The sequence below is a fragment of the Paraburkholderia sp. Ac-20340 genome, assembly GCF_017104965.1.
Classification (GTDB): Bacteria; Pseudomonadota; Gammaproteobacteria; order Burkholderiales; family Burkholderiaceae; genus Paraburkholderia.
Map to the genome: position 1 here is coordinate 1 of NZ_JAAGPR010000011.1, position 12,541 is coordinate 12,541.

13 protein-coding genes are annotated in these 12,541 nt (G+C 61.1%); 9 read left to right on the forward strand and 4 right to left on the reverse strand.

Annotated features, from left to right (window positions below; all coding sequences use genetic code 11):
• From G3N59_RS16250 to G3N59_RS16265, 4 genes are all read right to left on the reverse strand, one after another.
• Positions 1 to 404, reverse strand: a 404-nt coding sequence (locus tag G3N59_RS16250; RefSeq protein WP_205983650.1) for a HEAT repeat domain-containing protein, incomplete at its 3' end; no start/stop codon positions are given.
• A gap of 51 nt (positions 405 to 455) precedes the next feature.
• Positions 456 to 701: a ferredoxin family protein gene (locus G3N59_RS16255; protein WP_205983651.1), complete on the reverse strand. Its 246-nt coding sequence runs from the start codon at positions 699 to 701 to the stop codon at positions 456 to 458.
• Positions 702 to 723: 22 nt separating this feature from the next.
• Complete coding sequence (locus G3N59_RS16260) at positions 724 to 2,463, reverse strand: fumarate reductase/succinate dehydrogenase flavoprotein subunit (RefSeq protein WP_205983809.1); 1,740 nt, start codon at positions 2,461 to 2,463, stop codon at positions 724 to 726.
• Between the two features lie 25 nt (positions 2,464 to 2,488).
• Positions 2,489 to 3,256, reverse strand: coding sequence for a GntR family transcriptional regulator (locus G3N59_RS16265; protein ID WP_205983652.1), 768 nt, complete (start codon positions 3,254 to 3,256; stop codon positions 2,489 to 2,491).
• A gap of 222 nt (positions 3,257 to 3,478) precedes the next feature.
• Here G3N59_RS16265 and G3N59_RS16270 point away from each other — a divergent pair, with 222 nt between their 5' ends.
• The 9 genes from G3N59_RS16270 (at position 3,479) to G3N59_RS16310 (ending at position 12,533) form a co-directional block, all read left to right on the forward strand.
• Positions 3,479 to 4,474, forward strand: coding sequence for a succinylglutamate desuccinylase/aspartoacylase family protein (locus tag G3N59_RS16270; RefSeq protein ID WP_205983653.1), 996 nt, complete (start codon positions 3,479 to 3,481; stop codon positions 4,472 to 4,474).
• Between the two features lie 281 nt (positions 4,475 to 4,755).
• The gene (locus G3N59_RS16275; RefSeq protein WP_205983654.1) at positions 4,756 to 5,307 is read left to right on the forward strand and encodes a GNAT family N-acetyltransferase; all 552 of its coding nucleotides are present in this window, start codon (positions 4,756 to 4,758) and stop codon (positions 5,305 to 5,307) included.
• 38 nt (positions 5,308 to 5,345) lie between these two features.
• The gene (locus tag G3N59_RS16280; RefSeq protein ID WP_205983655.1) at positions 5,346 to 6,275 is read left to right on the forward strand and encodes an ABC transporter substrate-binding protein; all 930 of its coding nucleotides are present in this window, start codon (positions 5,346 to 5,348) and stop codon (positions 6,273 to 6,275) included.
• 79 nt (positions 6,276 to 6,354) lie between these two features.
• Positions 6,355 to 7,050 (forward strand): energy transducer TonB, encoded by a 696-nt coding sequence (locus G3N59_RS16285; protein ID WP_205983656.1) that lies wholly within the window; start codon positions 6,355 to 6,357, stop codon positions 7,048 to 7,050.
• A gap of 19 nt (positions 7,051 to 7,069) precedes the next feature.
• Entirely contained in the window at positions 7,070 to 7,873 is an 804-nt protein-coding gene (locus tag G3N59_RS16290) for a MotA/TolQ/ExbB proton channel family protein (RefSeq protein WP_205983657.1), read from the forward strand.
• Between the two features lie 12 nt (positions 7,874 to 7,885).
• Complete coding sequence (locus tag G3N59_RS16295) at positions 7,886 to 8,311, forward strand: biopolymer transporter ExbD (protein ID WP_205983658.1); 426 nt, start codon at positions 7,886 to 7,888, stop codon at positions 8,309 to 8,311.
• A 25-nt stretch (positions 8,312 to 8,336) separates the two neighbouring features.
• Positions 8,337 to 8,753, forward strand: a complete 417-nt coding sequence (locus tag G3N59_RS16300) for a biopolymer transporter ExbD (protein ID WP_205983659.1) — start codon at positions 8,337 to 8,339, stop codon at positions 8,751 to 8,753.
• A gap of 197 nt (positions 8,754 to 8,950) precedes the next feature.
• Positions 8,951 to 11,365 (forward strand): TonB-dependent receptor, encoded by a 2,415-nt coding sequence (locus G3N59_RS16305; RefSeq protein WP_241023494.1) that lies wholly within the window; start codon positions 8,951 to 8,953, stop codon positions 11,363 to 11,365.
• Positions 11,366 to 11,531: 166 nt separating this feature from the next.
• Positions 11,532 to 12,533: an LLM class flavin-dependent oxidoreductase gene (locus G3N59_RS16310; protein ID WP_205983661.1), complete on the forward strand. Its 1,002-nt coding sequence runs from the start codon at positions 11,532 to 11,534 to the stop codon at positions 12,531 to 12,533.
• Positions 12,534 to 12,541 lie beyond the last annotated feature (8 nt).

A 12,541-nucleotide genomic window follows, 5' to 3' on the forward strand; every position in this document is an offset into this window, starting at 1 on the left:
AGCGCCGGCTCGAACGCGGCGGCGTCGCGCAGTTCGCGCAGGCCACGCAAGGCCGCGCGGCGCGCGAACGGTTCGGGCCGCGCGGCCCAGCGCCGCAACACTTTCGCCGACGCCGCGTCCTTGAGTTCCGAAAGCGCTTGCTGGGCCGCTTCGCGCACGCTTGCGTCGGTGTCGAGCAAGGCGGCGCACAGCGCTTCCACCACGTCTTCCTGCTCCCACGCCGCGAGCACATTCGCCGCTTCGCGCCGCACTTCGGGCGAGGTGTCGCCGCGCAGCGTCGCCACCAGCGTGGGCACGAGCGCTTCGTCTTCGAGATCGGCGAGGTCGAGCACGGCGATGCGGCGCACGGCAGCATCGGCATCCGCGAGGCGCGCGAGTGCGCGGTTTTCGAAAAGATCAGTCATGGTGAAAATCTATCTGGAATCCGAATGATTGTGCTTCGATAGCCTGAGCGCCTAGCGCAGCAGATACGGAATGTCGACCTTGACGGCGCCGGTCGGGCAATCGCGCTCGCAGGGCATGCAGTACCAGCACTCGTCGAATTGCATATAGGCCTTGCCTTTGGACGTATCGATCGCGAGCAGGTCGAGCGGGCAGACATCGACGCAAACCGTGCAGCCTTTATCGGCAATGCAGAGATTTTCGTCGATGGTGACGGGCGCGCTGCTGCGCTGGAAGATATCGTGGGGTGTAAAGGACATGATGTTTTTCTCCAGCGGTTTTTCAGTGCGCTTCGGCCAGTGTCTGGGTGGGCTTGATCCGCATGCGGTCATAAGCGCCTTGCTCCGCCGCGCCAATCGGCACGACGTAAGGTGCGACGGCGCGCTTTTCGCAGATCATGCGACCGTTCTCGTCTTTGCGCAGATCGGAATGGCAGAACCAGTTGGCGTCGTCGCGCTGCGGAAAATCGACGCGATGGTGATACAGTCCCCAGCGGCTTTCGGTGCGAAACAGCGAAGCGCGCGCGGCCATTTCGGCGCAATCGCGGATCGCTCGGACTTCGGCTGCACGCATCAGTTCATGCGCGTTGTTCGCCTTGATCGATTCGATATCCTCAGCAATGGCATCAAAACGTTGCAGGCCAATCTCCATCTTGCGCGTGACCTTGGGCGGCTGGAGATAATCGTTGACCATACGGCGCAACTTGTATTCGACCTGCGAAGGCGAGAGTCCTTCCTTGCGTTCGAGCGGCGCGTAAATGCGGGCGCGTTCGGCATCGATCTGGGCCTGATCGAGTGGCGCGTGTTCGCGGCCTGCCACGTAATCGGCTGCGTCGTGGCCCGCGAACCAGCCGTAGGTAAACGCGCCCAGCATGTAGTTGTGCGGCACGGCGGCCATGTCTCCGGCAGCGTAAAGTCCCGGCACGGTAGTACGCGCACGCGAATCGACATAGACGCCCGACGCGCTATGCCCGCTACACAAGCCAATCTCCGAGATATGCATTTCCACCATCTGATCGCGGTAGTCGGTGCCGCGTCCGGCGTGAAAACGTCCGCGGCTCGGGCGCTCGTTGGTGTGCAGAATCTGCTCGATGGTCTGAATGGTTTCTTCGGCAAGATGATCGAGTTTGAGGAACACGGGGCCATTGCCGCTCTGCAGTTCCTGATAAAACTCCCACATCATCTGGCCGCTCCAGTAATCGCACTCGATAAAGCGTTCGCCCTTGCCATTCGCCGTAAAGCCGCCGAGCGGGCCGGTCACGTAGGCACACGCTGGCCCGTTATAGTCCTTGATCAGCGGATTGATCTGGAAGCATTCGAGGTTGGTGAGCGCCGCGCCTGCGTGATAGGCCATGGCGTAACCGTCGCCCGCATTGGTGGGGTTTTCGTATGTGCCCATCAAATAGCCGGAGGCGGGCAGACCGAGTCGCCCGGCCGCGCCACAGCACAGAATCACTGCTTTGGCGCGCACCACCACGCTATGCGCAGTACGGCAATCGAAGCCGATCACGCCGCAAACGGCGCCTTGCGCATCGGTGAGCAAACGCGTGGTGACGACACGATTGGTGATGTCTATGCGCGCGCGTTTAAGCTGGCGGTACAGCACTTTCTTGATATCGTGGCCTTCGGGCATGGGCAACACATAGGCGCCCATGTGATGGACTTTCTTCACGGCGTAATCGCCATTGCCGTCCTTTTCGAACTTCACGCCCCAGCGATCCAGTTGCTCGATGGTGGTGAAGCTATGCTTCGCATAAGCATAGACGGCGTCCTGATCGACAATGCCGTCATTCGCGATGGTGATCTCGCGCGTATATTGCTCAGGCGTGGCGTGCCCCGGAATGATCGCGTTGTTCAGCCCGTCCATGCCCATGGAAATCGCGCCGCTGCGTTTGACGTGGGCTTTCTCCAGCACCAGCACGCGCAGTGCGGGATTGCGTTCTTTGGCCTTGATCGCCGCCATCGGGCCGGCTGTGCCGCCGCCAACCACCACAATGTCGTAGTCTAGTACTTCGGTGGGGATCGTTTGTGTCGTCATTACGTCATCCTTATTGATGGGTGGCGTGCGATGCGCTCTTCTCGCGATCCACACGCAGGCGATACTGGAAGGCGTCGCCGCGAAAATACAGATATTCGTAATCGATGGGCGTTCCGCTGGCGTCGTGGGTGGTGCGCTCGATGCGCAGCACCGGGCTGCCGTCCTCAACGCGCAGGGCATCGACGATATCGTCGCTCGCCAGCATGGCGTCGATCGATACATCGGCGTGACCGAGCGGCACGCCACAATCGTTTTCCAGAATCAGAAAGATGTCGCGCGCGGTAAGGTCGGCATTGGCGAGGCGTTTGCCCAGCGCTTCGGGCAGCCAGGTAAGTTCGAGCGAAACCGGCTCGCGGTTGAGCAGGCGCACGCGATGAATCTCCACCACGTTGTCCCCTTCGGCCAGGTGCAGTTTTTGCGCGACATGTCGGCTGGCTTTGACGACGCGAAACGCGCGCAACTGGTTGACGATCTCATAGCCCATCGACGTCATCGCTTCGGCAAAGCCTTGCAGCGAGGTCACGTTCTGGAAGGCCTTCGGCTTCGATACAAACGTGCCTTTGCCGTGCAGGCGAAACACGAGGCCTTCCTTCTGCAGATCGCCTAGCGCCTGGCGCACGGTGATGCGGCTGACGCCAAAGAGCGCGCAAAGCTCGTGTTCGGACGGCATCTGGCTATGCGGCGCGTAGCTGCCATCCAGGATACGCGCACGCAACGTGTCCTTGATCTTTGCGTAAAGCGGTTGCGGCGGCAGCGCGGCGAGCGTGTTTTGGGGCATGGCGAACTTGTTATGACAAGATGGAACGCAGTGTAGTGAGCGTGCAGCGCACGGCCAACGAAGCATTTCTGCTATGGATGTTCCGTAGCGCGCTTAATCAGGCGACGAAGCCAGCGGGCGCGGCTTGCATATTCATTCGCTTAAAGCTTGGTAGGCGCGCTCGCCTGCATCGACCAGAATGAACCGGTTTATCTATCGATTGCGTACAGAAGAAGGAGCAGCATGGTCAATCCCATCCGCAGTGAAATCGATTTCGACGCAACCGGCCGTCACACCGGTTATTTGCGCTTGCCGCATTCGGTGCATCGTTCCGCATATGGCTGGATTCCCATTCCGGTGGCGTCGATCCGCAACGGCACGGGACCGACCGTGCTGCTGATGGGCGGCAATCACGGCGACGAATACGAAGGACAGATTCTCGTCTCGCAACTGCTGCGCGAAATCGAACCGGCCTGGGTGCAAGGTCAGTTGATCTTTCTGCCAATGGCGAATTTCCCCGCCGCCGAGGCGGGCCTGCGTGTTTCGCCGCTCGACGGCGGCAACCTGAATCGCAGCTTTCCTGGTGATCCGCACGGCGAACCCACTGCCGTTATCGCGGACTATATCGAGCACACGCTACTGGCGCGTTCGCAATATCTACTCGATTTCCATTCGGGCGGCAGTTCGCTGATTTATCACGGTGCGAATATGCTGGCGATCGAACCGCGCGACGCCGATGAAAACGCGCGTCTGCGTGCGGCGCTTTCGGCGTTCGGCATGCCGCGTGCGTTTTTGCATCCGCTCAATCCTGTGCATTCGGCCAGCGCGGCGCGTCGTCAGGGGGCGCTTTCGATCGTCACCGAACTCGGGGGCGCGGGTATCGTGCAGCCACCTTTGCTGCGCGAGGCGCGCGAAGGCGTGCTGCATCTGCTAGGCAAGATCGGTTTACTGGAGGGGCCGCTGGTGCCTGCGAAAGCGCCCGGCGAAACCCGCTTTTATCGCGTGGCTGGCGCGTCGCATTACGTCTATGCGTATGAGCGCGGTGTGTACGAGCCGCTCGTGCAACTCGGGCAGAGCGTGAGCACAGGGCAGCCTGCGGCGCGCATTCACTTTCCCGACACGCCATTGCGTGAACCCGTGACGGTCAATTTCGAAGCCGATGGCGAAGTCGTCTGCCAGCGCGCGATGGCGGCCGTGCAGCGCGGCGATTGTCTGTTTCATCTGGCGCAGCCGGTATAAGGATCAACGCAACGTCATGTTCCGCCAATCGGATGACAAAAATCGCGCGGCACCAGAGGGTAATAAAGCGTAATTCAATGCGGTTTCAATCCATTAAGACAAGTCGATAAACATATTAGAAATGCTTGGTTAATCTGCATTCGTCGAAAGGCTAATCTTGTCGCAACCCCAACAGTCGTTGAATAAGTATGGCGACGTTGCGATCACAGAAAAAATACGGTGGCACCGGATAAAACCTCCGGTACGCCGCCGCATATTGGCCCATTACGAATGCAACGACCATGAGCTTCCGCATTATCGACACCTCGCCGCTCGATCCCGCCGCGCAGCCTTTGATCGACGCGCTCACACGCGAATATGCCGCGCGCTACCGCGCCTTTCGTCCCGATAGCGAAGCGTCCGCTGCAGCAGAACTCGCGCGTTATTCCGCCGAATTATTCACGCCGCCCGAAGGCGCTTTCATCATTGTCGAGCGTGACGGAGAAACCGTGGGCGGCGGCGCGTTCAAGCGCTATGACGCGCAGACCGCCGAACTCAAGCGCATCTGGACGCGCGAAGATCAGCGCCGCCAGGGACTCGCGCGGCAAGTCGTGGCAGCACTCGAAGCGCGTGCGTTGCGTCAGGGGTATCGGCGCGTCTATCTCACCACCGGTTTCAAGCAGCCGGAAGCGTGGGGCCTTTATATCGATTCGGGCTATACGCCGCTGTTCGATCGCGCTATTGCGCCGGAAGTGCACGTGCATTTGCCCTTTGCCAAAGACCTGATCAATCCGCGTGCGATCGATTCGCTCCACGATCTGCGCCCGCGCGAACCGTTGGGCGCGCAGCACTGAGATTCATTTCTTTATCGACCCGTCTGCTTGAAATCGCCATGAAACTCAAACATTCTCTCGCTGTTTTCGCGGGCGCGCTGGCGCTCGGCGCTGCCGGCCTCGCATTGGCCGCCACGTCTTTCGATCTGAGCCCGGAACAGCATGGCCGCGTGCGCGCCAGTGCGGAGCCCGCAATCATCAAAACCATTCCGGCGAGCTTCAATTTCGTCGATAAAGATGCGCTCACCATCGGCATCGTGCCGGCGTTGCCGCCGATCAGCACCTATGCCACGGATGCGAAAACCGTCGTGGGTTTCGATGTCGATCTCTCGCAGGTGGTGGCCGATAGTCTGGGCCGCAAGCTCAAACTCGTCGTGCTCGCCTGGCCGGACTGGCCACTCGCGCTGCAGTCGGGCAAGGTCGATGCCGTGGTGTCCAACGTGACCGTGACGGAAGAACGCAAGGCGAAGTTCGATTTTTCGACCTATCGGCGCGATGAGGTGGGTTTTTACGTGCGCAAGGATAGCCCGATCAAATCGATTCGCGAACCCAAGGATGTGGCGGGCCTGCGCATCATCACCGATGCAGGCACCAATCAGGAAAAAGTGCTGCTCGAATGGGACAAGGAAAACGTGGCGCATGGCCTGAAGCCAGTGAGCGTGCAGTACTACGACGACGATGCGGTGCGCACGCTCGCGCTGCAATCGGGCCGCGCCGATGCGATTTTCAGCGTGAACGCCGTGCTCGCCTGGCAAGCGGCGACGCAGGGCAAGACGCGTCTGGTGGGCACCGTGAGCGGCGGCTGGCCGCGTACCGCCGAAGTGGCGATCACCACGCGCAAAGGTAGTGGTCTGGCCGATCCGATCACCCTGGTGCTCAACGATCTGATCCGCGATGGCAAGTATCGCCAGGTGCTCGACCGCTGGAGTCTGGATTCGGAAGCGATCCAGCGTGCCACCACCAATCCGCCGGGCCTGCCGAAGACCTGATGCAGCGCGCGCCGCGTGAAATTCGCGGCGCCACGGTTTACAAACAGTTTGTAGTGCAAAGGAAAGGAAGGAGCGCTTCATGTCGGACTCAGTGGTGGTGGCGGGGAAGTGGGCAGCGCGCCCGCGCCAGTACGGGGCGCGCAGACCGGGATCGGTGCGCCGCTATGCGGGCATCGCGGCCGTGCTGCTGTTGCACATCGTCTTTATCTGGGCTTTGCTCAACGGCCTCGCGAGCAAGGTGGTGCAGGTGATCCAGAAACCCGTGGAAGTGCGCATTCTGGAGACCGTGAAGCCGGCGCCTGCGCCGCCCATCCCCACCGTCAAGCTGCCGCCGCCGAAGCCGGTGGCGCCGCCCAAACGCGTCGTGCCTTACGTGCCGAAGCCCGAAGTGCCGGTCGTAGCGCCTCCCGCGCCGACGATCGCGCATCAGTCCGAGCAGCCTGCGCCGCCGGCGCCGCCCGCACCCGTTGCGCCACCGGCCCCGCCTGCGCCCGCGAAGCCCGTGAGTCACGAGGCCGGCGTGGTCTGCCCGAACTCCGACAAGGTACGCGCTGCAATGGTGTATCCGGAAGAAGCGCAGGACAACAACATCACCGGCGATGTGCTGATCTCGTTCGTGGTGGATCCGCAGGGTCACGTGACGGAAGAGAAGGTCGAGAAGTCCGCCGATCCCTTGCTCGATCGCGCCGCCTTTAACGCGGTGAAGAAGTTCAACTGCATTTCGCAGGGCCAGCCCGTGCGCGTGCAGGTGCCGTTTTCATTCAACCTGAATTGAGCATCACTCTGGAGCAAACATGAAGAAGTCAATCCTTGCTGCGCGTTCCGCGCGCCTCATTCCTGCGGCGGCTGGCGCCGTCGCGCTGCTCGCCTCGCCGCTCGTATGGGCGCAAAGCGCCGGCAATTCAACCGATGCGAATCCGTACGGGCTCGGCGCACTGTGGGCCAATGGCGATTTTGTCGCGCGCTTCGTGCTGCTGGTACTCGTCGTGATGTCGATGGGGAGCTGGTACATCATGATCACCAAGTTCGTCGAGCAGGCACGAGCAGCGCGCCGCGCGAAATCGGCCGATGCGCAACTCTGGAGCGCGCCGTCGCTGGCCGTGGGCGTGGCCGATCTCGACGACAACTCGCCGTTCCGCTTTATCGCCGAGACGGGCCTCGAAGCCGCCGAGCATCACGACGAAGCGCTGCTCGAAGAAGTCGATCGCAATACGTGGATTCAGGTGTCGATCGATCGAGCCAGCAACAACGTGTCGAATCGCCTGCAGGACGGCCTTGCGTTCCTCGCCACGGTGGGTTCGACGGCGCCGTTCGTCGGCCTGTTCGGCACGGTCTGGGGCATCTATCACGCGCTCACGGCGATCGGCATTGCAGGCCAGGCGTCGATCGACAAAGTAGCGGGACCGGTGGGCGAAGCGCTCATCATGACGGCGGTGGGTCTGGCCGTGGCCGTGCCCGCCGTGCTCGGCTACAACTTCCTCGTGCGTCGCAACAAGTCGCTGATGGAGCGCGTGCGCGGCTTTGCAGCGCAACTGCATACGGTGCTGCTCGCCGGGGGCCGCAAGCGCCCGGTCCGCGCGGTCGTCAACGCCCACTGAGTCCGATTCGCCATGGCCATGAACGTAGCGCAGGACGGCGGCGAAGACGAAGTCATCGCCTCCATCAACACGACACCGCTCGTGGACGTGATGCTGGTTTTGCTGATCATTTTCCTCATCACGATTCCGGTGGTTACGCATACGGTGCCGGTGCAGTTGCCGAAGGAAACGGTGAATCCGCTGCAGACCAAACCGGACAGCATCGAGATTGCCGTCGATAAAGAGGGCGATCTGTTCTGGAACGAGAAGCGCGTGGATGCCACAACGTTGCTCGCGCAACTGAAAGGCATTTCGCAGCGCGACCCGCAGCCCGAGGTTCATGTGCGCGGCGATCAGGCCACGCGCTACGAATACATTGCGCGCGTGGTGAGCACCTGCGAACGTGCGGGCATTGCCAAGGTCTCGTTCATCACCCAGCCGCCTGCACGCGGCGGCTAACCCGAACCGAAAAGGAGTCTAGACGATGGCGATGAATGTCCCATCGGGCAGCGAGGAACCGGACGTGCTGGTGGACATCAACACGACGCCGCTGATCGACGTGATGCTGGTGCTGCTGATCATGCTCATCATCACGATCCCGATCCAGATGCACGCGGTCAAGATGAATCTGCCGGTGGATAGCCCGCCGCCGCCCGCCACGCCGCCGCCGGTCGTGCAGATCGATATCGGCCCGACAGGCGCGCTGCAATGGAATGGCGCGCCGCTCGCGGCCGGCGCGGATCTCGAGCATCACATGGCCGATGTCGCCGCTCAGGCGGATCAGCCCGAGATCCATCTCTCGCCGGACAAGCTCGCGCCTTACAGCGCGGTCGCGCAGGTGATGGCGGCAGCGCAGCGCGAAGGTGCAACGAAGATCGGCCTGGTCGGCAACGAACCTTGACGGTGTCTCCGGGAACGGGCGCCGACGTTCCCGGAAAACAACTGCTTCGCAATGAAGGCAGGGGAAGTCGACGCGTGACAATAAAGTAGTCATTAAATTAATAAGTTGTTCGAATGAAAACGAAAAACAATATTCATGCTTCGGGTTTTGGAACTGCGAGAACAATACCAGGCGAGCGCCAGGCGCCGCGTTTGCGCATGAAGGTGCTTTCGGCGGCGGCTTTCGCGCTGGCGTGCAATGGGGCAGTGTGGGCGCAAACGGTGGCGGCTCCCGCCGCTGCGGCAAGCGATGCAGCAGTTGGCAGCACGGTTGGCAATGCTGTCGGCAACACCGTGCAACAGGACACCGTCGTGGTCACCGGCAGCCGCACGGAAACCAAGGCGAGCAAGAGTCTTACGCCCGTGGATGTGATCAGCGGCCAGCAATTGCGTTCGACCGGCCAGACCAATCTGCGCGACGCGCTGGTGCAACTCTCGCCTTCGATCGGCCACGAAACCTACGCTGGCGACGCGGCGATGCTTACCAACACGCTTTCACTACATGGCCTGAGTCCCGACCATGTCCTCGTGCTGGTGAACGGCAAACGCCGCCACACTACGGCAAATATCTCTCTGGACGGTGGCCTGAATCAGGGCGCGACGGGCGTGGACGTCGACACGATCCCGATTGCACTGATCGATCACATCGAAATTCTGCGCGACGGCGCAGCGGCGCAGTATGGATCGGATGCGATTGCGGGCGTCATCAACATCATTCTGAAGCGCGCTTCGCATGGCGGTGAAGTGACGTCGACCACCGGTCAGACGTATGCAGGCGATGGCCTGAAGAATGCCGAATCGGCGAATATCGGCTTCAATCTCGGCGATAAGGGCTTTCTCGATCTGAGCGCCGAATACGCGCGCCAGAATCATACGGTCCGCACGGGCCCTGACGACTACTTCGGCAGTTTTCCGGCGGGTCAGGGCTATTACAACCGTATGCTGGGCGATCCTTCGGCCACGCGCGAATCGGTGGGCTTTAACGCTGGCTATTACCTGGGCGACGATGTCGAACTCTATGGCTTCGGCACCTATGCACACCGCAATGCCAGCGCGTATCAGAACTATCGGCCGCCATCAGTGCTACCGTCGATTTATCCGAATGGTTTTACGCCGCAGGAAACGGTCAACGAGAATGACTATTCGATCACGGCGGGCGTGAAGGGCCAGAATCTGTTCGGCTGGTCGTGGGACTTGAGCACGACCTATGGCGGCGACCACGACAGCATGGGCATGGTCGATTCCGCCAATACCGGGCTCTACGACGCGCAAGGTTTTACGCCCACCAGTTTCCATCTGGCGACGGTGAGCAACACGCAACTCACCAATAACCTGGACTTCTCGCGCGCGTTCCAGTTGCCGCTGCTGGCGGGGCCGCTGCATGTTTCATTGGGTGTGGAAGAGCGCCGCGAAACCTATACCGTGGGCGCGGGCGATCTGTATTCGTATCTCGACGGCGGCGCGCAGGCGTTGCCGGGTCTTGCACCGGTTAGCGCAAGCGATAATTCGCGCAACGTATTCGGCACCTATATCGATCTGGCGACGAAGATCACCCAGAAGTGGCAAGTCGATCTCTCCGGTCGCTACGAACACTACAACGATGTGGGCGATACCACCAACGGCAAGATCTCGACACGCTACGACTTTACGCCGCGCTTTGCGATTCGCGGCAGCGTGAGTACGGGATTCCGCGCGCCGTCGCTGGCCGAGGAGTATTACACCAACATCAATGTATCGCCGGCATCGGCTTCAGGTTTGCTGGCGGCGAATTCGGCGGCTGCGAAACTGATCGGCGCGCAATCGCTCAAGCCGGAAGAATCGACCAACTATAACGTTGGCTTCGTGCTGCAACCGGTCGATAACCTGCACCTCACGCTCGACGCGTATCAGATCGATATCCGCAATCGCATTGTTCTGGGCGGTACGGCAGCGGGCGCGGATGCCATCGCAGCCATGCAGGCGGCAGGGCTTTCGGTGCCCAGTTCGATTCCGGCTTCGGCGGTATCGGCGAGCTATTTCACCAATGGCGCGAGCACGCGCACGCGCGGTATCGACCTGACCGGCACCTATCACACGGGCTTTGGCCGCTACGGTCAGGTGGATTGGGATCTGGGCGTGAACCTGAATACGACTTCGGTGCGTAGTGTGGCGAAGAATGCCAATGGCACGGCGGCGCTCAACGCGCAACAGATCGGCTGGCTGACGACATCGACGCCTAAAAACAAGATCATTATTGGCGGCACCTGGCATCGCGACAAATGGGCAGTGGGTCTGCATGAAACGCGCTATGGATCGACGTCCAGCGAGATGACTTATATCGTCGGGCCGAATGCGTTTTCCACTACGCAATTCCAGCACGTGGAGAATGCTGCGCGTTACGTGACCGATGTGGAAGTGCGCTACGACGTCACGAAGAAATTCCAGATTGCCGTGGGTGCGAACAATCTGTTCGATGTGTATCCGTCGAAGATTCCTTATGTGAATCAACTGGAAGGCGTGCAGTACGACACCTATGCGTCGAATGTGGGTGTGAACGGCGGCTTCTATTACCTGCGTGCGCGTTATCAGTTCTAAAGCGTCTTACGCCCACGCTCATATGCATAGCAGAAATCGCTCGTACGCTCCGGCGCATTGCGTCGACATAATGACTGGAGCGTATTCGAGCGACCGCTATTTACCTTAAATCGCAATCGCTTAACACCGTTCGACCCATGCGCAATACGCATGGGGAAGGAGTGACATGGCCTGGTCTCTTTCCATTCTCGACAAAAGCCCGATCGCCGAAGGCGCAAGCGCACACGATGCGTTGCGCTTCACGATACGTCTCGCACAACGCGCGGAAGCGCTTGGCTACCAGCGTTTCTGGATCGCCGAGCATCATGGCGCGCCGGGGCTCGCGAGTTCGGCGCCTGAAATCGTCGTCTCGCATTTGCTGGCGCATACCTCGCGCATTCGCGTGGGTTCGGGCGGCGTGATGTTGCAACACTACAGCCCGTTCAAGGTAGCGGAATCGTTTCGCGTGCTGGCTTCGCTCGCGCCGGGTCGGGTCGATCTGGGAGTGGGCAAGGCGCCCGGCGGGCTGCCGCTGACCACGCGCGCGCTGCAGTGGTTTCATGACAAGGCGAAGAAGCCGGACTTCGCGGGACAACTCGCGGAGCTGGACGCTTTCCTCAAATGGGGCGTGCCGGAAGATCACGCGCTGGCTGGCGCATTGGCATTGCCGGTTCCGCCCGAGGCACCTCAGCGCGTGCTGCTGGGTGGCAGTCCCGAAAGCGCGCGTCTTGCCGCAAAGCATGATTGGGCCTTTTGCTACGCCGGGCATTTCAATGGCGATGAGGCCCATATCGCCCGCTCTATCGACGCTTATCGCGAGGCCACGGGCCGCGCGCCGTTGCTCGCGCTTTATGCGTTCGCGGCCGCTACGCGTGAAGCCGCGCGTGCACAGGTTGGCGCGCTGCGTCTATTCAAACTGCAACTCGCGACGGGACAAAGCGTGAACTTGCCGAGCCCCGAAGCGGCAGCGGAATTCGCACGGCAGACCGGTGTGTCCGATTACCGCCTCGACGAACTGCATCCGCATGTGATCGCGGGCACAGCGCAAGACGTGCGCGCCGAACTGGACGCGCTGCATACGCGCTTCGGCATTGAAGAATTCGTGATCGATACGCCGGTTGCGGATTACGCGTTGCGACTCGATTCGGTCGAGCGCCTCGCGCCGCTCACCTCGCACGCGCACGCCTGATCGGCGCA

Bases quoted from the DNA above. Each gene is read 5' to 3' on its own strand.
- G3N59_RS16255 (WP_205983651.1), bottom strand. From the start codon at position 701: ATGTCCTTTACACCCCACGATATCTTCCAGCGCAGCAGCGCGCCCGTC.
- G3N59_RS16265 (WP_205983652.1), bottom strand. From the start codon at position 3,256: ATGCCCCAAAACACGCTCGCCGCGCTGCCGCCGCAACCGCTTTACGCA.
- G3N59_RS16270 (WP_205983653.1), top strand. From the start codon at position 3,479: ATGGTCAATCCCATCCGCAGTGAAATCGATTTCGACGCAACCGGCCGT.
- G3N59_RS16275 (WP_205983654.1), top strand. From the start codon at position 4,756: ATGAGCTTCCGCATTATCGACACCTCGCCGCTCGATCCCGCCGCGCAG.
- G3N59_RS16280 (WP_205983655.1), top strand. From the start codon at position 5,346: ATGAAACTCAAACATTCTCTCGCTGTTTTCGCGGGCGCGCTGGCGCTC.
- G3N59_RS16285 (WP_205983656.1), top strand. From the start codon at position 6,355: ATGTCGGACTCAGTGGTGGTGGCGGGGAAGTGGGCAGCGCGCCCGCGC.
- G3N59_RS16290 (WP_205983657.1), top strand. From the start codon at position 7,070: ATGAAGAAGTCAATCCTTGCTGCGCGTTCCGCGCGCCTCATTCCTGCG.
- G3N59_RS16295 (WP_205983658.1), top strand. From the start codon at position 7,886: ATGGCCATGAACGTAGCGCAGGACGGCGGCGAAGACGAAGTCATCGCC.
- G3N59_RS16300 (WP_205983659.1), top strand. From the start codon at position 8,337: ATGGCGATGAATGTCCCATCGGGCAGCGAGGAACCGGACGTGCTGGTG.
- G3N59_RS16305 (WP_241023494.1), top strand. From the start codon at position 8,951: ATGAAGGTGCTTTCGGCGGCGGCTTTCGCGCTGGCGTGCAATGGGGCA.
- G3N59_RS16310 (WP_205983661.1), top strand. From the start codon at position 11,532: ATGGCCTGGTCTCTTTCCATTCTCGACAAAAGCCCGATCGCCGAAGGC.